This window comes from Sphingopyxis sp. 2PD (genome assembly GCF_005503695.1).
GTDB lineage: Bacteria > Pseudomonadota > Alphaproteobacteria > Sphingomonadales > Sphingomonadaceae > Sphingopyxis.
Window position 1 is genome coordinate 18348 of the sequence record NZ_SCMU01000019.1, and the last position, 23142, is coordinate 41489.

The following is a 23142-nucleotide window of genomic DNA, read 5'->3' on the forward strand; positions in this document are numbered from 1 at the left end:
TCGCCGCCGCGCGGCGGTCGGTTCACATCGCGGCGATGCGGGGGATGACGTAATCGGCGTCGCGGCCGACGCCGCGCAGCGTGGCCGATGCAAAGCCGCTCTGCCCGGAAAGCCCGACAAAGCCGAGCCCGCGGATGCTCGTCGACACCCCACGGCGGTGCAGCGGCTGGCCGTGCGCGTCGAGCGCGCCCGACGGGCGGAGGAAGTCCATCGCGTGGCGAAAGCCGGTGGCAAAAATGACCACGTCGATCCGCTCCTCGGTGCCGTCGGGCCAGATGACGCCGTCGGGACTGAAGGCACGGAACATCGTCCGCGTCGCGGGGCGATCGGCCCGCAACGCCGCCTTGTATCGCCCGTCGTCGACGATCGGCACACCATGGTCGGAAAACAGGTTGAGACTGTTCAGGCGCAGCTTGTCGAACCACCAATGGACGTCGCGGCCGAGCACCCGTTGCGGCAGAAAGCGAATGCGGTCGCGGACCGCCAGCGTGACGTCGGCATGCCCGGCGAGCTCGACCGCGATCTGTACCGCCGAATTGCCGGCCCCGACGACGATCACGCGCCGGCCGCGAAAGCCGTCGGGGCTGCGATAATCCGACGAATGCAGGACACGCCCGCGAAAATCGCCCTGCCCCGCCAGCACCGGCATGTTCGGCGCCCCGAAGGCGCCCGATGCGACGACCAGTTTCCGCGCGCTGATGGCCTGCCCGCCGCCGATGTCGGCCGAAAAGCCGCCAGCATCGCGCGTCACCGCCGCGACGCGCGTTGCCAGCCGCACGGGAAAGGCGAAATGCCCGGCATAGCGCTGCAGATAATCGACGACATCGTCGCGCCGCGGATAGGCATAAGGTTCCCCCGGCATCGCCAGGTCGGGCAGCGACGAATATCGTACCGGCGAAAACAGCTCGAGGCTGTCATAATAGTGCCGCCACGATCCGCCGACCGACGGCGCGGCGTCAACCAGCAGGAAGTCGGCGCACGATCGCTGCAAGCGCCGCGCCGCCGCCAGCCCCGCCTGCCCGGCGCCGATCACCAGAAAATCAACGTCGCTCATGCGTCGACCCGATCAGCAAAGCCGTGCCGTAACCGGTCATCGCCATCGGCAAATTGGGGCACATTCAGCCACAGCCGCAGCAGGTGCCGTTTTTCGTCGGGCGCGTCCCAATCCTCATAATCGGTGCGCGCGTGCAGCACGACCGAGTTTTTGAGGAACTGCATGTCGCCTTCCTGAAAATTCATGTCGAGCGCCATGCCGGGTTCGAAGGGCAGCCATTCAAGCAGGTCGAGCAGGCACTGCTCGTCGTCGCCGAGCGCCGCGATCTCGGGAAAATCCTCGGCGGCGTTGCGGATATACCAGGTCAGCAGCATCATCCGGAAAATCCCGCCCTCGCGGCTGACGATCGGATAGCGAAAGGTCTTGGGGCCATCCGGCCCCAGCTGTCCGTGCGCATGATGGTGAAATTTGCGTTCCATCAGCGGGGCGAGCTCCGGGCGCCGCGCCACGACCTGATTATACACCTCGACCGACGAACAGATGCGGCTGACCCCGCCCGCCCGAGCGCCGCGCAGGCAGAGCAGCCCGATAATGTCGGCACCATCGGTGTGAAAGGCCAGCTCGGCGCGCGTTTTGTACAGCCGGACATTGTGATCGCTGGCCGGTGCGCCGGTGTCGCGAATATCGACCAGCATCTCGCCCGCCGGATTCTGCGCGGTCGGCTGGCCGAGATGCAGCCCGATCAGCCAATAGGCCGCCGCCGCAACGTCGCGACCGATGCGCCGCACCGGAAGCCCGCGGATCAGCACCATGCCATGGCCGCCATCGATCCGGGCGCGCCAATCGTCCAGCGCCGCCTCGAGTCCGGTCAGCGGATAATCGCTCCGCGCGAGCTCCCGCAGCGGCACTCCCGCCGCAACCGCCGATTGCGCCGCCGTCACGATCGTCCGTATCTCGCCTTCGTCGAGCAGGTAGAGCCACTGCTCGGGCCGGTCTTGCAAAGCCTCGCCGCGCCACGGCGCGGGCGACGTCACCATCGATACCATTTTTCCGTCCTTCCGGTCATTTTGCGTGTGGGAGGAGCATCGTTCGCGCTCGATTCGATTCTATATTTCCGGAATTATCGAATTAAACAGGATCGTCAATTCATATTTCGATACCTATCGAAATATATCACGCCTCTGCGCCTGCACATTTTCACCGGGGCGCCCTTGCAAAAAACGCTCTGACACTCGAAAGTCACCGCGACGTCGCAGCAACGGGGGCGGAATGCAGGACGATCTGATCGACCGAATCTATGAATGCTCGGTGGTGCCCGAGGCGTGGCCGACGGTGCTCGACGATGTCGCGGCGCTGTCCGGGGCGGTCGGCGGCCTGCTGTTCTCGGCCCGCAAGGCGCTGAACTGGACGGCGTCGGATCGGGTCGCCGATGTGTTTGCCGAATATGTCAACGACGGCTGGTTCGGCAAATGCAGCCGCCGCGTCTGCCTGATGAGCCAGGACACGCCGTCCTTCTTTGTCGAACATGATTTCTGGAGCGACGCGGAAATCGACGCCGACCCCGTATATCGCGATTTCTTTCGCCCGCGAGGCCTCGGCTGGTCGGCGGGGACCGGGCTGCAGGTGCCGACGGGCGACAATATCGTGTTCAGCGTCGAACGCCCCTTTACCGATGGCCCGGTCGACCCGGACAGCGTCGCGCGGCTCAACATGATCCGGCCCCACCTCGCGCGCAGCGCGCTGGTCAGTGCGCGGCTCCAGCACAAGCGGGCACAGGGCGCGAGCGAGGCATTGACCGCACTCCAGCTCCCCGCCTTTTTGCTCAAGGCGACCGGCGAGGTGGCCGAAATCAGCCCGCTTGCCGCCGACCTCAGCGACCATGTCGTACATGGGGCGCACGGACGCCTGCGTCTGCGCGACGGCCAGGCCGACCGGATTTTGACCGACGCCATCGCGGCGCTCGATCAGGATGCCGACGACATGGTCCGCTCCTTTCCGGTGCGCGGCGACGATGGCCTGCCCCGGCTCGTCGCGCATGTCATTCCCGTTCGGCGCGGCGCGCATGACGTGTTCGGCGACAGTTTCGCGCTCCTGCTGCTTATCCCCGTCGCGTCGGACCGGGCGCCCAGCGCGACGTTGATGAAATCGCTGTTCGACCTGACGCCCGCCGAGGCGCGCGTCGCGCGCGGCATCGCCGCGGGCGAGACGCCCGAAGCGCTCGCGACCGAAGGCGATGTCGCGATCAGCACGGTGCGAACCCAGCTGCGCCGCGTGCTGGAAAAGACGGGCTGCGCGCGGCAGGCCGATCTCGCGGCGCTGCTGGCGCGGATCGGCGCGAGCGCGCCCGGCTGATCCGCGCGCCCATCCTTCATATGGAGGATGCGGCTTGCCGTCGAATCGGGTCTTATCCTTCCACTGACGGCGTTTCTGCGACCCACATCTCCGTCAGTCGGCGGCGTCCTTGTTCCCGCGGTTTCGGCCCCGGGTGCCGGGGGCGCCGTCGATCGCGCGTAGATGTTGCTGACGCCGGAACGCGAGGACGCTAAGCCAGTCGGCCCATGCGTCCCTTTCACCACCTCCTCATCAACAATCTGATCGCCAACATCACCAATTTCACGGTGTGGTTCGCGATCACGTTCTGGATCTTCCTTGAAACGCGGTCGGTGTTCGCGACGGGGATGATCGCGGGCATCTATCTGGTGCTCACCGGGGCGCTGGGCATCTGGTTCGGCAGCCTGGTCGATCATCATCGCAAGCGCAGCATGATGCTGGTTTCCAGCATCGCGTCGCTCGCGATCTATGCCACCGCGCTCGGCGCCTATGCGCTTGATCCCGCTATCCGCATCGCCGCGACCGACAGCGTCGCACTATGGTTGTTCGTCCTCCTGACCATGCTCGGCGTCATCGTCGGCAACATTCGCATGATCGCGCTGCCAACGCTCGTCACCCTGCTCGTGCCCGCCGATCGGCGCGACAAGGCGAACGGGCTGGTCGGGATGGTCAGCGGCATCGGTTTCCTGACCACCTCGGCGATCAGCGGTTTCCTCGTCGCATGGGGCGGGATGGTCGCAACCCTGGCCTTCGCGATCATCTTTTCGCTCGTCGCCGCGCTCCACCTCCTGTTCGTATCGGTCGACGAGCCACGCGGAGCCGATGCGCATGACGCGCCGCGGCGGATCGATCTCGCCGGCACATTTCGCGTCGTGCGCGCCATTCCGGGGCTGTTCGCGCTGATCCTGTTCGCGGCGTTCAACAATCTGCTCGGCGGCGTCTTCATGGCGCTGATGGACGCTTATGGCCTGTCGTTGATGAAGGTCGAGCAATGGGGGCTGCTCTGGGCCTTTGTGTCCTGCGCCTTCATCCTCGCGGGAATGGTGATCGCGCGCACCGGTCTAGGCGTCAATCCGGTGCGGACGCTGCTGCTTGTCAATCTGATCGTATGGGCGGTCGCAGCCGTGTTCACGATCCAGTCGTCGATCATCCTGCTGACAATCGGCTGCTTCATCTGGCTTTTTCTCGGCCCCTATGCCGAAGCCGCCGAGCAGACCACGTTGCAGAAGGTCGTGCCATTCGAGCGGCAGGGCCGCGTCTTCGGCTTTGCCCAATCGGTCGAACAGGCGGCCTCGCCGCTGACCGCTTTCCTCATTGCCCCGCTTACCCAGTTCATCTTCGTCCCGCTGATGACCAGCGGCGCGGGGGCCGAGATGATCGGCGACTGGTACGGGCGCGGTGCCGAACGCGGCATTGCGATCGTGTTCACGATCACCGGCCTGCTCGGCGTGCTGGCGACGCTCGTGGCGTTCCGGTCGCAAGCCTATCGCCAGATTTCGGCAGCCTATGCGGCGGGAGCGCCGCTCGACGAAAATGCCGCCCAGCGATAGGGACGACCGATTGCCTTTTCGGTTTCCTTCTGCAACCATTCTGGCCGAAATGGGAAATGGAGAGGCATAGGATGGCATCGAAGTCGAACCAGTTGGGGCGTGCCGCATGACCATGCTGTCCGGCATCCGTATCGTCGACCTGACGACGGTGATCTTCGGCCCCTATGCGACGCAGATGCTTGCCGATCTCGGCGCCGAGGTGATCAAGGTCGAAACGCCGGGAACGGGCGACATCTCGCGCTATCTGGGCAGCGGGGTTCCCGATCCGACGATGGGGTCGATCCATCTGACGGTGAATCGCGGCAAGCGCTCGATCGCACTCGACCTCAAAAAACCCGATGATGCCGCGGTGCTCCACGACCTCGTCGCCACCGCCGACGTGTTTTTCCACAATGTCCGCGGCAAGGCGATCGCCAAGCTGGGGTTCGACTATGCCGGCTGCAAGGCGATCAAGGACGATATCATCTATGTCCATGGCACCGGCTTCGGACAGGACGGCCCCTATGCCGATCTCCAGGCCTATGACGATGTGATCCAGGCCGCGACCGGCACCACCAGCCTGCTGCCGCGCGTCGATGGCGACCCGCGCCCGCGCTATTTCCCGTCCCTGATCGCCGACAAGATCGCGGGCCAGTTCGGCGCGCAGGCGATTCTCGCGGCGCTGATCCACAAGCTGCGCACCGGCGAGGGACAGGCGGTCGAGGTGCCGATGTTCGAATGTTTCGCATCCTTCATGCTGACCGAACATCTGCGCGACGCCGCGCTCGACCCGCCGCTCGGCCCCGCCGGCTATCCGCGCCAGCTCGATCCGACGCGCCAGCCCTTTCCGACGAGTGACGGCTATCTCGCGATCGTCCCCTACACGCCCGAATCGACGGCGCGGCTGATGGCACTCCTCGGCAGCGCGGGGCTGACCGAAACGCCCGAGTTCGAGGCGGCGAAGGCGAAGGGCCAGCATATGCCGATCGTTTACCGCGAGATCGCCCGCAAGACCCCGGCCAAGACAACCGCCGAATGGCTGGCGCTGTTCGCGGCAAACGACATCCCCGCGATGGCGGCGCGCGACCTGCAGGACATCAAGGACGATCCGCATTTCGTCGCGACCGGCTTTTTCCGGCCGCGCGTCCACCCCGACGTCGGCGCGTTCCACGAAATGCAGCCGCCGGTAAGATATGGCGCCGCGCCCGCCCGCGACCTCGGCCTTGCGCCAAAGGTTGATGGCGATGGCGCCGCGATCCGCGCCGAACTCGCCGCACGGCAGGGCTGAATTTCGGCGATTGCATTGCGGCGCGCGCGCCCTAGCATCGCGCCTATTCTGGGAGGGGGAACAAAATGCCTGAAAATCTGCTGGCACCCGGCGCGGTCCTCGCGCTGTGGACACTCATCATGTTGGGCTGGGTCGCCGTCACCCGTTTTTCGGCGATGTCGAAAGCGGGCGTCGACCTCAGCGCCGCGCCGCCCGGCGGCCGCGGGGTCGACCTGGAAAATGTGCTGCCGCCGACGATCAACTGGAAATCGCACAATTATACGCATTTGCTCGAACAGCCGACGCTGTTCTACGCCGTGATCATCTTTCTGCACCTGTCGGGGGGCAGCACCGATCTGACGCGCGGGCTGGCGTGGGCCTATGTCGTGCTGCGCATCGTCCACAGCCTCTGGCAGGCGACGGTCAACCGGATCCCGGTGCGCTTCGCGATCTTTGCGCTGGCGACCTTCTGTCTGATCGCGCTGGCTTTGCTGGCGGTGATCGCCACTTTGGGTTGAGGGGGACGATAAATGGATACGAACGACATTCTTGGGCCGGTCGCCACGCTCGCGCTTTGGTCGATGATCATGTGGGTGTGGATGTACGCGACACGCATTCCCGCCATGCAGCGCGCCAAGATCGACGCGAAAAATCTGGTGGGGACGACCGGCAGGGGGCTCGACGAGGTGCTGCCCGCCGAAGTGCAGTGGAAGGCGCACAACTACAACCATCTGATGGAACAGCCGACGATCTTCTACGCCGTCGCGATCGCGCTGGCGGTCGGCGGCATGGGCGGCGGACTGAACGCCCAGCTCGCTTGGGCCTATGTGGTCTTGCGGATCGTTCACAGCCTGATCCAGGTGACGGTCAACCGCGTGATGTGGCGTTTCCTGGTGTTCGCGCTGGCGAGCGTCGCGCTGCTCGCGCTGTGCGTCCACGCGTTCATGGGGTTTGTGCTGAATTGAGTTGATGGCCGTCGCCCCCGCGAAGGCGGGGGCCGCTGGCAGCCTTGCGCTACGCCGACGGCGGCCCCCGCCTCCGCGGGGGCGACGGTTACCTCGAAAACCGTCCCGCCAGCTCGACATGCGTCGACCAGCGGAACTGCCCGACCGGCTGCACCCAATCGAGCGTGTAACCGCCCGCAACCAGCAGCTTTGCGTCGCGCGCGAAGCTCGCCGGGTTACAACTCACGTATGCGATCACCGGCGTGTCCGACGCCGCCAAGTGCACCACCTGCTCCTCCGCCCCCGCGCGCGGCGGGTCGAGGATCACCGCGCCAAAACGGTTCAATTCCGCCGGGATCAACGGGCGGCGGAACAGGTCGCGATGCTCGGTCGCGACGAGCGCCCGCGCCCGGTTGGCCGCGCCCATCAGCGCGGCAATAGCGTCGCGCGCGCCCTCGGCGGCATAAACTTTGCGGCCCTGCTGGATCGAGAGCGCGAATGTCCCCACCCCCGCGAACAGATCGGCGACCGCGCCTGCATCGCCGATCGCCCGGGTCACCGCGTCGACCAGCGCCGCCTGCCCCGCCGTCGTCGCCTGGAGAAACGCGAAAGGCGGCACTTCGACCGTCACGTCGCCGAAAACGACCGTCGGCGGCTCGGGCTGCCACAGCGTCTCCAGCCCATAGCCCTGATCGACCGCCAGGCGCGCGAGCGCATGCGCGCCCGCTAAATCCTGCAGCGCCATCGCCGCGTCCAGCCCCTCGGCCTTGACGCCCTCCAGTACCACCTCGACCCCCTGATCGAGCATCTGGAGCTTGACCTTCACCGGGCGCCGTGGCGGCGCAATTTCGGTCAGCAGGTCGCGCAGCGGCGCGATCAGCGCGAACAATTCGGGCAGCAGCAGCGGGCATTCGCGCATGTCGACGATCTGGTTGCTCTGCGCCGCGTTGAACCCGATCGCGACCTGCTTGCCGGTGCGCAACGCGGTCAGCGCCGCGCGGCGGCGGCTCTGCGGCGCCGACAGCAGCGCAGGCAGCACGTCACCAACCGGGACATCTTGCCCCGCCAAGGCCCCGACCACCCGGTCGCGGACAAAATCGACGAGCGCGGGCTCGGCAACATGTTGCAACTCGCACCCGCCGCATTTGCCGAAATGGCGGCACGGCGGCTCGGCGCGGTTCGGGCCCGGAATGATGATCCCGTCGTCGCGTACCCTGTCGCCGGGCACCGCACCGGCGACATGGCGGCCATCGCCAGTCACGCCATCGCCGCGCGCGGCGATGCGCTCGATCAGCGCGCTGTTGCTCATTTCATTCCCTAACCAGATCGTCGGCGACAAGGCCGCGGCCTATACGCGCGGCCTTAGCGATATGCCACCCCACCGCCGCCACCGCAGCGTCGAACGCATCGCCGCCTTTCGCCAGCATCGCCCCGCACGCCCCCGCCAGAACGTCGCCGGTCCCCGCTGTTGCCAACCAGGGGCTGCCCGGCCACGCCGCAGCGACCCGGCCATCGGGGGCCGCGATCACCGTATCGGCACCCTTATAGACGACGACCGCCCCCGTCCGCGCCGCCGCGGCCTTCGCGCGGTCGATCTTGCTGCCGTAGAGTTCGGGAAAGGTGCGAGCAAACTCACCTTCGTGCGGGGTCAATATCGCTTTGCCCGGCCTCTCGCACAGGCGCGGCAGCGCTGCAGCGATCGCGGCCGCATCAAGCACCAGCGGCTTGCCCGAATCGAGTGCCGCTTCGACATCGAACAACAGTTCATCGCCCGCCGGAAAGCCCGGGCCGATCACCACCGCCCCGACCCGCGGATCGCTCAGCCGCTCGCCGAACCGCGCATCGCTTTCGGTGATGATCGCGGCGAACGGCGCGCGCTCGCTGCCCTCCAGCACAACATAACCTGCCCCTGCGCGCAGCGCCGCTGCCGCCGCCAGCCCCGCCGCACCGGGCATCGGTCCCGCAAAAACCAGCACCATCCCCCGGTCGAACTTGTGCGCTGCCGCAGCGGGCGGGGCGACCGTCGGCCTCGGCAGCGTGCGCATCGCGGCCCGTTCGGAAATCCCGATCGGTGCAAGCAGCACCCGACCGCACGCGGGCGCCGTGGGCAGGAGGACATGGGCTGGCTTCAACGCGCCCAGCGCCAGCGTGACGGCGGCGGGCAGCGGCGGCATCCAGTCGGCGTTTCCGTCGCTCTCCACGCCGCTCGGCACATCGACCGCCAGCACACGCTGCCCCGCGAAACGGCAAAGCACGGCCGCAAGATCGTCGGTCAGCGGCCGCGACAGCCCGACCCCGAACAGCGCATCGACAATCACCGGCGCCGCCGCCAGCCTGCCATCGATCGGTTCGACCGGGCCGCTCCACGCGCCGCGCGCCGCCTTTGCCAGATCCGTCGCGGGCTCCGTCAAGGCCGCAACCCGCACCGCCGCGCCGCGCGCCGCCAGCAACCGCGCCGCCACATAGCCGTCACCGCCATTATTGCCGGGTCCGCACAGGATCAGCACCGGCGCGCCCGCTGCCATCCGCCACGCGGTGTCGGCCACCGCCGCCCCCGCGCGCTCCATCAGTTCGGCGAGCGACGTCCCCTGTACCGCACAAGCAGCCTCCGCCTCGCGCATCGCGGCGCTGGTCAGGATCGGGGCGTCGGCGGGAACGGACATGGTGGGGAGATTATCACGGCCAGCAAAAATGTCGCGGTGGAAGCAATCGCTCGCTCCCAATTCGTCATTGCGAGCGCAGCGAAGCAATCCAGAGCGGTTTAGGCCTACCCTGGATTGCTTCGCTACGCTCGCAATGACGATTGTGGCTACTTCGCACCGCCCGTATTCGCAGGCAATCGGTACCGGTCGCTGCCGATCGCCACCTCGATCATCCCGTCGCCGACGATCGTCACCTTCGCCGGTTCGGCGCCGTCCGCCGACACGACGCCGCGTCCATCGGTCGCGATCTGCAACCGGCGATAGCCGACATTGGCCCGCCCGACGACCAGCACGGTCCCGTCCGCGCCACTGATCTCTTCGACGGTACAGGTGCGATCGAACAGCTTTGCGCCCTCCAGCGCGCATTCGATCCGCCCTTCCGCCGCCGCTTCGCGTGATCCGCGCGCTTCGGCTTCGGCCAGATCGCCATTGTCGGGGGCGCCGCCGCACGCCGCCAGCAGCAAGAGCCCCGTCAAGCCCCCAACAATCCGCACTATCTGCCCTTCAACTGCGTCAGGTCGCGCACCGCGCCGCGCGCGGCGCTGGTGGTCATCGCGGCATAGGCCTGCAGCGCGACCGAAATCTTGCGCGGGCGCGGCTTGGCGGGCTGCCACGCGGCGTCGCCCTTGGCTTCCATCGCCACGCGCCGTTCGGCCAGCACACTGTCGGCTACCGCAAGCGTGATCGTCCGCGACGGGATGTCGATGTTGATCAGGTCGCCGTCCTCGACCAGTGCGATCGTCCCACCCTCGGCGGCTTCCGGCGAAGCATGGCCAATCGACAGCCCCGAGGTGCCGCCCGAAAAGCGCCCGTCGGTGACGAGCGCGCAGGCCGCGCCCAGCCCCTTAGATTTAAGGTAACTCGTCGGATAGAGCATTTCCTGCATCCCCGGTCCGCCCTTTGGCCCCTCGTAACGGATGACGACGACGTCGCCTGCCGTCACCTGCCCGGTCAATATGCCCGCAACCGCCGCGTCCTGGCTTTCAAATACCTTGGCCGGACCCGAAAATTTCAGGATGCTCTCATCCACTCCGGCGGTCTTCACAATACAGCCGTCGACCGCCAGATTGCCCGACAGCACCGCCAGCCCACCGTCCTGGCTGAACGCATGGTCGGCCGACCGGATCACCCCCGCCTCACGGTCCAGATCGAGCGACTCCCAGCGCCGATCCTGGCTGAACGCGGTCTGCGTCGGCACCCCGCCCGGCGCCGCCATGAAGAATTTCTGCACCGCGGGATCATTGGTCCGCGAAATATCCCATTTGTTCAGCGCGTCGCCCAGCGTCGCGCTGTGCACCGTCGGCAGATGGGCGTGGAGCAGGCCCGCGCGCTCGAGTTGGCCCAGGATCGCCATGATCCCGCCGGCGCGGTGGACATCCTCCATATGGACGTCGCTCTTCGCGGGTGCGACCTTCGACAGGCACGGCACCCGGCGCGACAGCCGGTCGATGTCGGTCATGGTGAAATCGACCCCGGCCTCGAACGCCGCGGCGAGCAAGTGCAGCACGGTGTTGGTCGATCCGCCCATCGCAATGTCCAGGCTCATCGCATTTTCGAACGCTTCGAACGTCGCGATATTGCGCGGCAAGACGCTGTCATCGCCTTCTTCATAATGGCGGCGGCACATCTCGACGACGATCCGTCCGGCGCGTAGGAACAGCTTCTTGCGGTCGGCGTGGGTCGCCAGCGTCGAGCCATTGCCCGGCAGCGACAGCCCCAGCGCCTCGGTCAGGCAGTTCATCGAATTGGCGGTGAACATGCCCGAACAGCTGCCGCAGGTCGGGCAAGCCGCTTTTTCGATCTCGCTCACTTCGGCATCGCTGTATTTTTCGTCGGCGGCGGCGACCATCGCGTCGACCAGGTCGAGCGCGACCTCCTTGCCCTTCAGCACGACCTTTCCCGCCTCCATCGGCCCGCCCGACACGAACACGACGGGGATGTTGATGCGCAGCGCCGCCATCAGCATGCCGGGGGTAATCTTGTCGCAGTTCGAAATGCACACCATTGCGTCGGCGCAATGCGCGTTGACCATATATTCGACGCTGTCGGCGATCAGATCGCGGCTGGGTAGCGAATAGAGCATCCCGTCATGCCCCATCGCGATCCCGTCATCGACCGCGATCGTGTTGAATTCCTTGGCGACCCCGCCCGCCGCCTCAATTTCGCGCGCGACCATCTGGCCGAGGTCTTTCAGATGGACATGACCGGGGACGAACTGGGTGAAGCTGTTGACCACCGCGATGATCGGCTTGCCGAAATCGCTGTCCTTCATCCCCGTCGCGCGCCACAGGCCGCGCGCGCCCGCCATGTTGCGGCCGTGGGTCGTGGTGCGCGAACGATATGAAGGCATTTTGAGCAGTCCTGATAATTATATTTCAATATTAAGCGAAGAAACGCGCCTCTACACGCCTATTCGCCCGGATACAATGCAAGCTTGCTGCACATGCGAGAAAGCCGCTGCGCAAACAGCGCCTGCCCCGCCGCATCGCTGACCAGGTCCTGCCGCATCTCGATCCCGACATAGGGAATGGCATTGCCCTCGGCATGGCGGTTCATCGTCGCATTGAGCAACTTGCCCGAATAGGGAAGCTGGTCGCCAACCGTCAGCCCCTCCGCTGCCAGCGCCGCAATCGCCGCCCCCGCCAGCCGGTCATCCTCGTTGTAGAGCACCCCGACATGCCATGGCCGCGCCTGATCGGGATGCGCCGACAGGGCCGGCGTAAAGCTGTGCAGCGACAGGATCATCGCCGGTCGATGCGCCGCGATCGTCGCCACGATATGATCGTGATAGGGCCGGAAAAACCGCGCCAGCCGCGCCTCGCGGCCTGCATCGTCGAGCGCATTGCCAGGCACCGCATGCCCGTCGCTGGCGATCGGCATCACCCCCGGCGCTTCCTCGTCGCGGTTGCAATCGACCACCAGCCGCGACACCCCGCCGAGGATCGCGGCATCGACCGCGCCGTTTTCGACCAGCAGCGCCGCCACTTCGGCGACCCCGATGTCGATAGCGATATGGTCGGTCAGCAGCGCCGGATCGATTCCGAGGTCGATGTCATCGGGAACATGGTTCGACGCATGATCGGCGATCAGCAGGATTCCGCCCGTGCGCGGAGCGCCCAGCTGGCGCCACGCCTCGCTCATCGCAGCGCACCCGCCAGCTGCCACCAGTGCGGATGACTTTGCGTCAGCGAAACCGCCGCAGCATCGCGCTCCGCCGGTGCATCGAACAATGCAAAACAGGTCGCGCCCGATCCCGACATGCGCGCCAGCCAGGGCCGCAGCGCGCCGAGTTCGAGCAGCACGTCGGCAATCGCGGGACATTGCGCGGTCGCCGGACGCTGCAAATCGTTGCGCGCCGCCAGCAACTGCGCCCGCCCCGCCGGGTCGCCATAAAGCGGACCGCGGTCGATGCCGTCCCACGCCGCAAACACCGGACCGGTCGCAACCGGCTGGCGCGGATTGACCAGCAGCACCGGCGTCCCGCCTAGCCGCAGCTCAGGCACCGCGCGCAATTCCTCACCGACCCCGACCCCCAGACAGGTCGCGCTCGCGACACAAGCAGCGATATCGGCGCCGAGCGGGCTGATGACCCGCGCCAGCACGCCATCGCCCAGTTCGGGCAGGAAGTGCGCCCGCAGCAGCCGCGCCATCGCCGCCGCATCGGCCGAGCCGCCGCCGATCCCCGCCGCGACCGGCAAATTCTTGGTCAGCGTCACCGCCAGCGACGGGACCCGCTCGGCACCATGGCGCGCCCGCAGCAGCGCCAGCACCTGCATCACCAGATTGTCGGCGCCCGCGCTCAGCCCCTCGGCAAACTCGCCCTCGATCGTCAGGTGATCGGCGCCCGCCACCTCGGCAACGATCGCGTCGCCGCCATCGACAAAGGCAAACAGCGTCTCGATATCATGATAACCGTCGCTCCGCCGCCCGCGGACGTGGAGCGCGAGGTTGATTTTCGCCCAACCGGTTTCGATCATCGCGTCGCTCATGGCGCGGTCGTCGCCGGCGTCAGCCCGTCGCGCAGCTTTGCGGCCAGCCGCGTCGCCATCTCGGCCTCGGCGAGCAACACCGCGGCGCGCCAGGTATAGCGCGCCTGAAACTTGCGTCCCGCCTGCCAATAAGCGTCGCCCAGATGTTCGACGATCACCGCATTGGTCGGTTCACCGCGCTGCGCCTTTTCGAGCAGCTCGACCGCATCGTCAGTGCGCCCGATCAGGAAATAGGCCCAGCCGAGCGAATCGGTGATGCTGGCGTTCTGCGGTTCCTGCGCCCACGCCGTCTCGATCAGCGCCAGCGATTGCGGCACATCCTTGCGTCGCTCCAGCGCCGAATAGCCCGCGAAATTCAGCACCGCGGCATCGTTCGGGCGCAGCGCCACCGCGCGCTCCATCAGCGGCGCGGCGGCTTCCCATTCGCCCGCCTGCAGATGCAGCTCGGCGCGCGCGATCAGCAACGAGCCGCGCAACATCTGGTCGCCTTCGCTATCCCCCAGCGCCGCCTCCAGCCGCTCATAAGCGCGGGCTGCGGATTTCGGATCCTCCGACCGCCGCGCAATATCCGCGAGCCGCACCAACAGGCTGCGCGGCGCATCGCCGGCCGCCGCCGTTTCAGCCAGCTTGGCCGCCCCCGCGAGGTCGCCGCCATCGGCCAGCAATTCGGCGCGCCGCATCGCCAGCACCGGCGGCACGTCCGCGCGCCCACCATCGATCAGCGCCGTCGCTGCCGCCTGCTGCCCATTGCGATCGAGCGCCTCGACCAGCGTCGCGCGCACCGCCCAATCGGCGTCGTTCAGCCAAAAGGCGGCGCGCGAGAACAGCAACGGCAGTTTTGCGTTGCCGTTCGGCACCCGCGCCAATCCGTCGGCGAGCAGACCCAGCCACTGCGCCACCCCGGCGCGCGGCGTCGTCACCGCCTGATCGGGCAGCAAAAGCATCGGATCCTCGCGCTGTCCCGCCGCCAGCGCGATCCGTCCGCGCAGACGCTGCGCGGCATCGCCCTCACCCGCCTTGTCGAGCGTCGCAGCCAGCCGCAACCCGACCAGCTGGCTCGTCCGGTCGGTCAGGACAATCTCGTCGGTCAGCGCCGCCGCTTCATCGGCGCGCCGGGTTGCCAGCTGCACCAGCGCGACCTGCAACGTCAGCGCCGGTTCGGGGCGCGACCGGCCGCTGACGTCCAGCAAATGCCGTTCGGGCTGTTTCTCGCGCGCGCCGACATCGATCCACGCGTTGACCGTCGGCAGGATCAGCCGCGCGATCGTATCGGCCCCCGTCTTGTCGCTGCGCCCCGCCATGGCATCGCGCGCAGCTTTCCAATCCGACCGCCGCATCGCATCGACCAGCAGCACCAGCTGCGCATCGAACCGGCGATCGCCCGCGGTCCACAGCTGCAACGCCGCGGTGCGGGCAGCGGCAAGGTCGCCGGCTTCGATCGCCTGTTCCAATATTCGCCCGCGCACCCCGGGAAGGCCCGGCGCCAGGCTCGAGACATCGGTCAACGCCGCCAGCGCCGCCGCGGGCTCGCCGCCCTCCTCGGCCAACCGTGCCCGCACCAGCGCGTTCAGCGCCGCGCCGCCATCGTCGGCGGCCTGCGCAGGCGCCGCGGCGGCAAGCGCGCCGACCGCCAGAAAAACCCGCGCGATCTTACATGTTCGGGTAATTTGGGCCTCCGCCGCCTTCGGGGGTGACCCAGTTGATATTCTGGGTCGGATCCTTGATGTCGCACGTCTTGCAATGGACGCAATTCTGCGCGTTGATGACGAACTTGGGGTCGCCCTCTTCCTCGCCGACGATTTCATACACCCCCGCCGGGCAATATCGCTGCGCGGGCTCGTCATACAGCGGCAAATTGTATGCGACCGGGATCGACGGGTCTTTCAGCTGCAGATGGACCGGCTGGTCTTCCTCATGGTTGGTGTTCGAAATGAACACCGACGACAGGCGGTCAAAGGTCAGCACGCCGTCGGGCTTCGGATAATCCGGCTTCGGCATGATGTCGGCGCGGTACAGGCTCTCGTTATCCGGATGATGCTTCATCGTGAACGGGACTTTGATCTTCAGCGTTTCGAGCCAAATCGTGATCCCGGCCAGCATCGTTCCGGCAAGGTCGCCCCATTTTTCGACCAGCGGCAACACGTTGCGCACGACGCTCAGCTCTTTCTTGACCCAGCTGTCGTCATAGGCGGCCTGATAGCCGTCCAGCGTATCGCTGCCGCGCCCGGCGGTCACCGCGGCGAACGCCGCCTCGGCTGCCATCATCCCCGACTTCATCGCGGTGTGCGTCCCCTTGATGCGCGGGACGTTCAGGAAGCCGGCGCTGTCGCCGATCAGCGCGCCGCCCGGAAACGCCAGCTTCGGCACCGACTGATAGCCGCCGTCGCTGATCGCGCGCGCGCCATAAGAAACGCGCTTGGCGCCCTTCAGGATTTTCGCAATCTCGGGATGCGTCTTCCACTTCTGCATTTCCTGGAACGGCGAGATGTGGGGGTTGCGATAGTTCAGCCAGGTGACGAACCCCAGCGCGACCTGCCCGTTCGCCTGATGATAGAGAAAACCGCCGCCATTGGCATTTTCGTCGAGCGGCCAGCCCTGCGTGTGGATCACGCGCCCGGGCGCGTGGAGTTCGGGGTCGATGTCCCACAATTCCTTGACCCCCAGGCCATAGACCTGCGGCTCGCAATCAGCGTCGAGCGCGAACTGCTTTTTCAGCATCTTGGTCAGGTGGCCGCGCACGCCTTCGCCAAAGAAGGTATATTTGGCGTGGAGCTCCAGCCCCGGCGCATAATCGCCCTTGTGGCTGCCGTCGCGCGCAATGCCCATGTCGCCCGTCGCGACGCCCTTGACCGATCCATCCTCGTTATAAAGGATCTCGGCGGCCGGAAAGCCGGGGAAGATTTCGACCCCCAGCGCTTCGGCCTGCTCCGCCAGCCAGCGGCAAAGATTGCCCAGGCTGCCCGTATATGTCCCCTGATTGTGCATAAAGCCGGGCGAGATGAACTCGGGCAGGTTGAACTTCTTGGTCTTGGTCAGCACCCAATGCTGGTTGTCGTTGACCGGAACCTCGGCCATCGGACAACCCATGTCGCGCCATTCGGGCAACAGTTCGTCGAGCGATTTGGGATCGATCACCGCGCCCGACAGGATGTGCGCGCCGACTTCGGACCCTTTTTCCAGGATACAGACCGACAATTCGCTGCCCGCGTCGTTCGCAAGCTGCTTGAGGCGGATCGCCGCCGAAAGCCCCGCCGGCCCCGCGCCGACGATGACCACGTCATAGGGCATCGATTCCCGTTCGCTCACCGCAAATACCTTTCTGCCGTCCCAGCGCCGACGTTCATCGCGTCGGGCGCTCATTCTGTCACGAATTGCGATGCCCGCCAATTGACGCGCCCGTCAACTGTCTGTTTCAAACATTTTCATGGGTGGGCGTAACTCTGCGTTGCTGGCGGAAAGCATTTGCGACTGGTGGTCGCTGGCGGGCGTCGATGCGCTTGTCGGCGATGAACCGGCGGGCTGGCTGGTCGCGCCAGCGGCGAATGACGCTGCGGCAACCAAGCCGAAGGCGCTGCGTGCGTCCGAACCCGAATTGCCCCCGCTACCTGCAGTTTTGCAGCGCCCCGAAACACCGGAAGTCGTTGAAAACAAGGGACCCGTCATATTCCCGGACGACTGGGGCGATTTCCAGCAATGGCTGGCGACCGGCGACGATGTGCCGGGCAGCCAGTGGGACGCCCGCCGCGTCCTGCCGATCGGTGCGCCGGGCGCCGCGCTGATGCTGCTCACCGCCTGGCCTGAAATCGACGATCAGCAAAGCGGCGCGCTATTCTCCGGCGCGGCCGGAAAACTGCTCGACGCGATGCTCGCGGCGATCGGTACGACGCGCGCCGAATCCTACGTGGCCAGCCTTGCCATTACCCGTCCCGCGGGCGGGCGCTGCGACAGCCGCGACGCGGCAGAGCTCGACCGGCTGCTATGGCACCATCTGCGGCTGGCAAGGCCCGAACGGCTGCTGCTGATCGGCAGCGACATCGTCCGCATGGCGGCAGCCAGCGAATTGCCCGACACGCGCGGCAAGTTACTCGAAATTAACCAAGACGGCGGCAAGGTGGCGGCGGTGGCGGTGGCGCATCCGACGATGCTCCTGGCCCGGCCCGCGCAAAAGGCAGCGGCCTGGGACAGCCTGAAACTGTTCAACCGGGGACGTTGACAGATGAAAATGATGACCAGAACTTTGATCTCAAGCGGAATTTTTGCCGCGGCTGTTGTCGCAACGCCCGCGCTGGCGGCCGATGCCAGCAGCCGCGACGTCGTTGCGGCGCCGCAAACCGTGCCCGACATCCTGACATCGAAGCAGAAACAACAATATACCGAGGTGCTGAGAGCGATCCGCAGCCAGCGCTGGGCCGACGCCAAGGCCTTGCTCGATAATGCCGATGCCGACGCAAAGGGGGGTCCGCTCATCGACTTCCTGCGCGCCGAACTGCTCACCGCCGCGAACAGCCCGCGCGCCGAAGTCGCCGACATCATGCCGATCCTGTCGCGCTCGCCGCATCTGCCGCAGGCCGAACAGCTTGGCCGCCTGGCGACCAAGCGCGGCGCCACCGATCTGCCGACGCTGCCTTTGCAGGCCCGCCTTGCCTGGGCCGGTAGCGCGCCGCGCCGTCTCGGCGCCGATGCGATCAGTGGCGACCCCGCCGCCGCCGCGCTGACCCGTACCATTCCCGACCGGATCAAGAACGACGATCCGGCAGGCGCCGAAGCCCTGCTGAATGCGGTCGCCGACCGGCTGTCGCCCGAAGCCCGCGACGAATGGCGCCAGAAAGTCGCCTGGTCCTATTATATCGAAAATGACGATGCGAATGCACTGCGCCTCGCCGCGGAATGTTCGGGCGGGCGCAGCGCCTGGTCGACGCAGGGCGCGTGGGTTCAGGGGCTCGCCGCGTGGCGCACCCAAGACTATCGCACTGCCCTAACCGCCTTCGATCGGGTCGCACGCGAAGCGCCCGACAGCGAGCTGCGCGCCGCCGCTTATTATTGGGCCGCGCGCGCGGCGATCGCCGCAGGCGAACCCGCGTCAGTGCAATCGCGCCTGCGCGCCGCCGCCGCCAATGAAGAAACCTTCTACGGCATGCTCGCGGTCGAAACGCTCGGCATCGCCCCCAACAATCAGCGCGAGCTCGTCCGCGCCGACCGCAGCGCGTGGCGCGCACTCGAAAACCTGCCCAATGTCCGCGCCGCGATGGCGCTCGCCGAAATCGGCGAGGATAAATATGCCGACGCCGTGCTCCGCCATCAGGCGCGGATCGGCGACGCGCGCCAGCACGACCAGTTGCTCGCCATGGCGGGGGCGCTCAGCCTGCCCGAAACCCAGCTCTATCTCGCCCACAACACCCCGCAGGGCCGCAAGCCGGCGGCACAGGCGCGCTATCCGCAGCCCAAATGGGAACCCAATGGCGGGTGGAAGGTCGATCCGGCGCTGGTCTTTGCCCACACGCTGCAGGAATCGCGCTTCCAGCGCGCCGTGGTCAGCCCCGCGGGCGCCAAGGGCTTGATGCAGGTCCGTCCGGGCACCGCGCGCGACGTCGCGCGCTGGCGCGGCGACAGCATCGACACGCGCGACCTGTCGATCCCCGCGGTCAACATGGACATGGGGCAAAGCTATCTGCAATATCTCGCCCGCGACGCCTCGACGGGCGGGCAGCTGCCCAAGGTGATCGCCGCGTATAACGCCGGTCCCGCACCGATCGCCCGCTGGCAGTCCGAAATTCGCGATAATGGCGACCCGCTGCTGTACATGGAATCGATCCCCTATTGGGAAACGCGCGGCTATGTCGGCATCGTGCTGCGCAATTACTGGATGTACGAAGCGCAGCAGGGCAAACCTTCGGTCAGCCGCGCTGCGCTGGCGCAGGGCAAATGGCCGCGCTTCCCCGACGGCAAGGACCGCACCCGGCTGACCTGGGCGGGCGGCATGGCCAATGCCGATTGATGAAAGCCTGACGTTCAAGCCGGTCCGGATCGCGCTGCTGACGATTTCGGACAGCCGCAGCGCCGCCGAAGACCGCTCGGGCGACAAGCTCGCCGAACTGCTGACCGGCGCGGGCCATATCCTTGCTGCGCGCGCGATCATCAAGGACGAGACTGACCTGATCGTCTCGCGCTTGCACAACTGGATCGACGATCCCGAGGTTGACGTGGTCATCACCACCGGCGGCACCGGGCTGACAGGGCGCGATGTGACGCCCGAGGCACTCCACCGGCTCGACGGTAAGGACATTCCCGGCTTTGGCGAACTCTTCCGCTGGCTCAGCTACCAGACGATCGGTACCTCGACGATCCAGTCGCGCGCCTGCGCCATCGTTGCGCGCGGCACGTACATCTTTGCACTCCCGGGCTCGACCGGCGCGGTCACCGACGCATGGGAAGGCATTTTGGCGACCCAGCTCGACAGCCGCAACCGCCCCTGCAACTTCGTCGACCTGATGCCGCGGCTGATCGAATGATCGTCGCCCCCGCGAAGGCAGGGGCCGCTGGCCGTCCTCCCCCGCGCCGCGGTTTAAGCAGCTAGCGGCCCCCCACCTTTGCGCGGGCGACGAACAATTTGTTCTTTATTTGTTCTCATTGAACAGATAATGGGCGTCAGTGGAACCCGCCAAACCCCTCCCCCCGATCGCTGGTCGCGGCGCACCCGCAAACCCGCGCCCGACACGCACCGGATCGCTCGACCGCGAGCCCGATGGCGACTGGCTCGACAGTGCCGAACGGATCGACGGCGCGCCGCCGCCGCTGCGCACCACCGTCACCATCGAGCATCCCAAAACGATCATCGCGCGCAACAGCTCGCCCGACATCGGTTTCGACCGTTCGATCAACCCTTATCGCGGCTGCGAGCATGGCTGCATCTATTGCTACGCGCGCCCGACCCACGCCTTCCACGACCTGTCGCCCGGCCTCGATTTCGAAAGCCGCCTGTTCGCCAAACCCGACGCCGCCAAGCTGCTGCGCGCCGAACTGGCGAAGCGCGGCTATAGCGCAGCGCCGCTGGCGATCGGCACCAACACCGACGGCTACCAGCCGATCGAGCGCGAATGGGGCATCACCCGCTCGGTGATCGAGGTGCTCGCCGAAACCAAGCATCCGCTACTCATCACCACCAAATCCGACCGACTGCTGCGCGATATCGACCTGCTCGCCGCCATGGCGCGCGACAATCTGGTCGGCGTCGCGATTTCGGTGACGACGCTCGATCCCGTGCTCGCCCGCACCCTCGAACCCCGCGCGCCGCATCCCAAACGCCGCCTCGCCGCGATCCGCGCGCTGATCGACGCCGGGGTACCAACACAGGTCAACATCTCCCCAATCATCCCCGCGATCACCGATCACGAGATCGAAGCGATCATCGCCGCTGCGGCGCAGGCCGGCGCGATCCGCGCCTCTTACATCCTGATGCGCCTGCCTTACGAGGTCGCGCCGCTGTTCCGCGCCTGGCTCGCCGCCCACTACCCCGATCGCGCTGACAAGGTGATGCACATGGTGCAGGACATCCGCGGCGGCCGCGACAATGACGCGGGGTTCTTCACCCGCATGAAGGGCCAGGGGGTGTGGGCGCAGCTGATCCGCACCCGCGTCAAACGCGCCGCGCGCGAGCATGGCCTGGACCGCCGCTTCCCGCCGCTACGCAGCGACCTGTTCAAACCGCCCGAGCGCGACGGACAGATGGAGCTGTTTTAGCCCTCACGCCTCCGCCAAGGACCGCAGCTTATAGTCCTTATAATCGTCCCGGATCTGGCGCTTCAAAATCTTCCCCGTCGCGGTGTGAGGCAACTCGTCGACGAAAACCACCTCGTCGGGCAGCCACCATTTCGCGACCCTGTCCTTGAGGTAATCGACGATCGCCGCCTCGCTCGTCTCGGCACCCGGCTTCTTCACGATCAGCAGGATCGGCCGCTCGTCCCACTTCGGATGATAGACGCCGACCGCCGCCGCCTCCTGCACCCCCGGCGCGCCGATCGCGGCATTTTCGAGTTCGATCGACGAAATCCATTCGCCGCCCGACTTGATCACATCCTTGGCCCGGTCGGTGATCTGCATGACCCCGTCCGGATGGATCACCGACACGTCGCCGGTGTCGAACCAGCCGTCGGCATCGGCGGCATCGGCTTCGGCCTTGAAATAGCGCTGAATGATCCACGGCCCGCGGCATTGCAGCCGCCCGCTCGTCACCCCGTCGCGCGGCAGCTCATTATCTTCATCGTCGACGATGCGCAGTTCGACCCCGAACGGCGGACAGCCCTGCCGCGCCACCACATCGACGCGCTCGTCAAAGCTCATCTCGTCCCAGTTCCACGGGCGCTTCCCCATCGTGCCGATCGGGCTGGTTTCAGTCATCCCCCAGGCGTGGCCGACGTCGATCCCGGCCTTCATGAAGCGTTCGATCATCGCGCGCGGGCACGCCGACCCGCCAATGATGACGCGGTGCAGCTTGCCATAGTCGATGCCGGTCGCGTCCATATGCGCGAACATCGCGATCCACACCGTCGGCACCCCGGCGCTGTGCGTCACGCCTTCGCTGTGCATCAGGTCGCATAGCACCGCCGCGTCGTTCGTCGCCGAAAAGACCAGCTTCGCGCCCACCGTCGCCGCCGCGAACGGAATGCCCCAGCTGTTGGCATGGAACATCGGGACGATCGGCAGGATCACGCTGCGGTTCGACATGTCGAACACGTCGGGCTGGATCTCGGTGATCGCGTGGATGACGTTCGAGCGATGCTCGTAGAGCACGCCCTTGGGATTGCCGGTCGTGCCGCTCGTGTAGCACAGCCCGACCGGATCGCGCTCGTCGAGATCGACCCACGCAAAGCTGCCGTCCTCGGCATCGATCAGGTCGCGGTAGGACAAATAGCCATCCTGCGCCGGCGCATCGAACAGGATAAAATGCTCGACCGTCGGCAACTGCCCGCGCAGCCGCTCGACGATCGGCAGGAACATCGCGTCGAACAGCAGCACGCGGTCCTCGGCGTGGTTGATGATATAGACCAGCTGCTCGTCGAACAGCCGCGGGTTGACCGTATGCAGCACCCCGCCCATGCCCGCGCTGCCGTACCAGCTGACCAGATGATGGCCATGGTTCATCGCCAGCGTCGCGATGCGGTCACCTTTCTTCATGCCCAGCCGGGTCATCGCCGCGGCAAAGCGCCGTGCGTCGAACCCCACCTCACCCCAGTTCGATCGCGTCATGCTGCCGTCGGCCCAGCGCGACACGATTTCGCGCCCCGCATGTTCGCGCGCGGCATGGTCGATCAGGCTGGTGACCAGCAGCGGCTGGCTCTGCATTCCGTACATCTCGGCATTCCTCTCTTGTTTCCTCAAGGAATAAGGCG

General features: G+C 66.5%; 20 protein-coding genes. 9 read left to right on the top strand and 11 right to left on the bottom strand.

Features of this window, described 5'->3' with window-relative positions; translation table 11 throughout:
• Positions 1-22 precede the first annotated feature (22 nt).
• Positions 23-1054 (bottom strand): flavin-containing monooxygenase, encoded by a 1032-nt coding sequence (locus tag FFS18_RS12600; RefSeq protein WP_137871088.1) that lies wholly within the window; start codon positions 1052-1054, stop codon positions 23-25.
• The gene (locus FFS18_RS12605; RefSeq protein WP_137871089.1) at positions 1051-2040 is read right to left on the bottom strand and encodes a TauD/TfdA family dioxygenase; all 990 of its coding nucleotides are present in this window, start codon (positions 2038-2040) and stop codon (positions 1051-1053) included. Before FFS18_RS12605 ends, FFS18_RS12600 begins: the two co-directional genes overlap by 4 nt.
• 223 nt (positions 2041-2263) lie before the next feature.
• Between FFS18_RS12605 and FFS18_RS12610 the strand changes: the two genes are divergently transcribed.
• From FFS18_RS12610 to FFS18_RS12630, 5 genes are all read left to right on the top strand, one after another.
• Positions 2264-3346, top strand: coding sequence for a helix-turn-helix transcriptional regulator (locus FFS18_RS12610; RefSeq protein ID WP_137871090.1), 1083 nt, complete (start codon positions 2264-2266; stop codon positions 3344-3346).
• Positions 3347-3552: 206 nt separating this feature from the next.
• Complete coding sequence (locus FFS18_RS12615; protein WP_137871091.1) at positions 3553-4875, top strand: MFS transporter; 1323 nt, start codon at positions 3553-3555, stop codon at positions 4873-4875.
• A gap of 106 nt (positions 4876-4981) precedes the next feature.
• A complete protein-coding gene (locus tag FFS18_RS12620; RefSeq protein ID WP_137871092.1) occupies positions 4982-6142 on the top strand; it encodes a CaiB/BaiF CoA transferase family protein in 1161 nt (386 codons plus the stop codon).
• A 65-nt stretch (positions 6143-6207) separates the two neighbouring features.
• Positions 6208-6639, top strand: a complete 432-nt coding sequence (locus FFS18_RS12625; protein WP_120216524.1) for an MAPEG family protein — start codon at positions 6208-6210, stop codon at positions 6637-6639.
• Between the two features lie 12 nt (positions 6640-6651).
• On the top strand, positions 6652-7086 hold the full coding sequence (locus FFS18_RS12630) for an MAPEG family protein (protein ID WP_137871093.1): 435 nt from the start codon (positions 6652-6654) through the stop codon (positions 7084-7086).
• A gap of 88 nt (positions 7087-7174) precedes the next feature.
• On the opposite strand, the gene FFS18_RS12635 is transcribed toward FFS18_RS12630, so the two are convergent.
• The 8 genes from FFS18_RS12635 to FFS18_RS12670 form a co-directional block, all read right to left on the bottom strand.
• Positions 7175-8374 carry a class I SAM-dependent RNA methyltransferase gene (locus tag FFS18_RS12635; protein ID WP_137871094.1) on the bottom strand — a complete coding sequence of 400 codons (1200 nt, stop codon included), beginning with the start codon at positions 8372-8374 and terminating at the stop codon, positions 7175-7177.
• A gap of 1 nt (position 8375) precedes the next feature.
• Positions 8376-9728 (bottom strand): NAD(P)H-hydrate dehydratase, encoded by a 1353-nt coding sequence (locus FFS18_RS12640; protein WP_137871095.1) that lies wholly within the window; start codon positions 9726-9728, stop codon positions 8376-8378.
• A 146-nt stretch (positions 9729-9874) separates the two neighbouring features.
• On the bottom strand, positions 9875-10243 hold the full coding sequence (locus FFS18_RS12645) for a hypothetical protein (protein WP_232014897.1): 369 nt from the start codon (positions 10241-10243) through the stop codon (positions 9875-9877).
• A 17-nt stretch (positions 10244-10260) separates the two neighbouring features.
• Positions 10261-12117 carry a dihydroxy-acid dehydratase gene (gene ilvD / locus FFS18_RS12650; protein ID WP_137871096.1) on the bottom strand — a complete coding sequence of 619 codons (1857 nt, stop codon included), beginning with the start codon at positions 12115-12117 and terminating at the stop codon, positions 10261-10263.
• Between the two features lie 59 nt (positions 12118-12176).
• Positions 12177-12908 carry an N-formylglutamate amidohydrolase gene (locus tag FFS18_RS12655; RefSeq protein ID WP_137871097.1) on the bottom strand — a complete coding sequence of 244 codons (732 nt, stop codon included), beginning with the start codon at positions 12906-12908 and terminating at the stop codon, positions 12177-12179.
• Positions 12905-13756, bottom strand: a complete 852-nt coding sequence (locus tag FFS18_RS12660; protein WP_137871098.1) for a 4-(cytidine 5'-diphospho)-2-C-methyl-D-erythritol kinase — start codon at positions 13754-13756, stop codon at positions 12905-12907. The genes FFS18_RS12655 and FFS18_RS12660 overlap by 4 nt, the downstream gene beginning before the upstream one ends.
• Positions 13753-15315: a tetratricopeptide repeat protein gene (locus FFS18_RS12665; protein WP_249340393.1), complete on the bottom strand. Its 1563-nt coding sequence runs from the start codon at positions 15313-15315 to the stop codon at positions 13753-13755. Before FFS18_RS12665 ends, FFS18_RS12660 begins: the two co-directional genes overlap by 4 nt.
• 91 nt (positions 15316-15406) lie before the next feature.
• Complete coding sequence (locus FFS18_RS12670) at positions 15407-17062, bottom strand: electron transfer flavoprotein-ubiquinone oxidoreductase (protein ID WP_137871099.1); 1656 nt, start codon at positions 17060-17062, stop codon at positions 15407-15409.
• 118 nt (positions 17063-17180) lie between these two features.
• Between FFS18_RS12670 and FFS18_RS12675 the strand changes: the two genes are divergently transcribed.
• From FFS18_RS12675 to FFS18_RS12690, 4 genes are all read left to right on the top strand, one after another.
• The gene (locus FFS18_RS12675) at positions 17181-17969 is read left to right on the top strand and encodes a uracil-DNA glycosylase family protein (protein ID WP_137871100.1); all 789 of its coding nucleotides are present in this window, start codon (positions 17181-17183) and stop codon (positions 17967-17969) included.
• Between the two features lie 9 nt (positions 17970-17978).
• On the top strand, positions 17979-19751 hold the full coding sequence (locus FFS18_RS12680) for a lytic transglycosylase domain-containing protein (protein ID WP_249340394.1): 1773 nt from the start codon (positions 17979-17981) through the stop codon (positions 19749-19751).
• Positions 19741-20265 (top strand): molybdenum cofactor biosynthesis protein B, encoded by a 525-nt coding sequence (gene moaB / locus FFS18_RS12685; protein WP_137871102.1) that lies wholly within the window; start codon positions 19741-19743, stop codon positions 20263-20265. The genes FFS18_RS12680 and moaB overlap by 11 nt, the downstream gene beginning before the upstream one ends.
• Positions 20266-20404: 139 nt before the next feature.
• Positions 20405-21493 carry a PA0069 family radical SAM protein gene (locus FFS18_RS12690; protein ID WP_171005310.1) on the top strand — a complete coding sequence of 363 codons (1089 nt, stop codon included), beginning with the start codon at positions 20405-20407 and terminating at the stop codon, positions 21491-21493.
• Between the two features lie 3 nt (positions 21494-21496).
• Here FFS18_RS12690 and FFS18_RS12695 read toward each other — a convergent pair whose 3' ends face one another.
• Positions 21497-23095, bottom strand: a complete 1599-nt coding sequence (locus FFS18_RS12695) for a long-chain fatty acid--CoA ligase (protein WP_137871103.1) — start codon at positions 23093-23095, stop codon at positions 21497-21499.
• Positions 23096-23142: the final 47 nt, after the last annotated feature.

What these genes read in the sequence shown, in the direction of transcription:
- FFS18_RS12655 (WP_137871097.1), bottom strand. Translation starts at nt 12,908, where the DNA reads ATGAGCGAGGCGTGGCGCCAGCTGGGCGCTCCGCGCACGGGCGGAATC.
- FFS18_RS12600 (WP_137871088.1), bottom strand. Translation starts at nt 1,054, where the DNA reads ATGAGCGACGTTGATTTTCTGGTGATCGGCGCCGGGCAGGCGGGGCTG.
- FFS18_RS12605 (WP_137871089.1), bottom strand. Translation starts at nt 2,040, where the DNA reads ATGGTATCGATGGTGACGTCGCCCGCGCCGTGGCGCGGCGAGGCTTTG.
- ilvD (WP_137871096.1), bottom strand. Translation starts at nt 12,117, where the DNA reads ATGCCTTCATATCGTTCGCGCACCACGACCCACGGCCGCAACATGGCG.
- moaB (WP_137871102.1), top strand. Translation starts at nt 19,741, where the DNA reads ATGCCGATTGATGAAAGCCTGACGTTCAAGCCGGTCCGGATCGCGCTG.
- FFS18_RS12635 (WP_137871094.1), bottom strand. Translation starts at nt 8,374, where the DNA reads ATGAGCAACAGCGCGCTGATCGAGCGCATCGCCGCGCGCGGCGATGGC.
- FFS18_RS12660 (WP_137871098.1), bottom strand. Translation starts at nt 13,756, where the DNA reads ATGAGCGACGCGATGATCGAAACCGGTTGGGCGAAAATCAACCTCGCG.
- FFS18_RS12675 (WP_137871100.1), top strand. Translation starts at nt 17,181, where the DNA reads ATGGGTGGGCGTAACTCTGCGTTGCTGGCGGAAAGCATTTGCGACTGG.
- FFS18_RS12610 (WP_137871090.1), top strand. Translation starts at nt 2,264, where the DNA reads ATGCAGGACGATCTGATCGACCGAATCTATGAATGCTCGGTGGTGCCC.
- FFS18_RS12695 (WP_137871103.1), bottom strand. Translation starts at nt 23,095, where the DNA reads ATGCAGAGCCAGCCGCTGCTGGTCACCAGCCTGATCGACCATGCCGCG.
- FFS18_RS12630 (WP_137871093.1), top strand. Translation starts at nt 6,652, where the DNA reads ATGGATACGAACGACATTCTTGGGCCGGTCGCCACGCTCGCGCTTTGG.
- FFS18_RS12620 (WP_137871092.1), top strand. Translation starts at nt 4,982, where the DNA reads ATGACCATGCTGTCCGGCATCCGTATCGTCGACCTGACGACGGTGATC.
- FFS18_RS12625 (WP_120216524.1), top strand. Translation starts at nt 6,208, where the DNA reads ATGCCTGAAAATCTGCTGGCACCCGGCGCGGTCCTCGCGCTGTGGACA.
- FFS18_RS12640 (WP_137871095.1), bottom strand. Translation starts at nt 9,728, where the DNA reads ATGTCCGTTCCCGCCGACGCCCCGATCCTGACCAGCGCCGCGATGCGC.
- FFS18_RS12680 (WP_249340394.1), top strand. Translation starts at nt 17,979, where the DNA reads ATGATGACCAGAACTTTGATCTCAAGCGGAATTTTTGCCGCGGCTGTT.
- FFS18_RS12615 (WP_137871091.1), top strand. Translation starts at nt 3,553, where the DNA reads ATGCGTCCCTTTCACCACCTCCTCATCAACAATCTGATCGCCAACATC.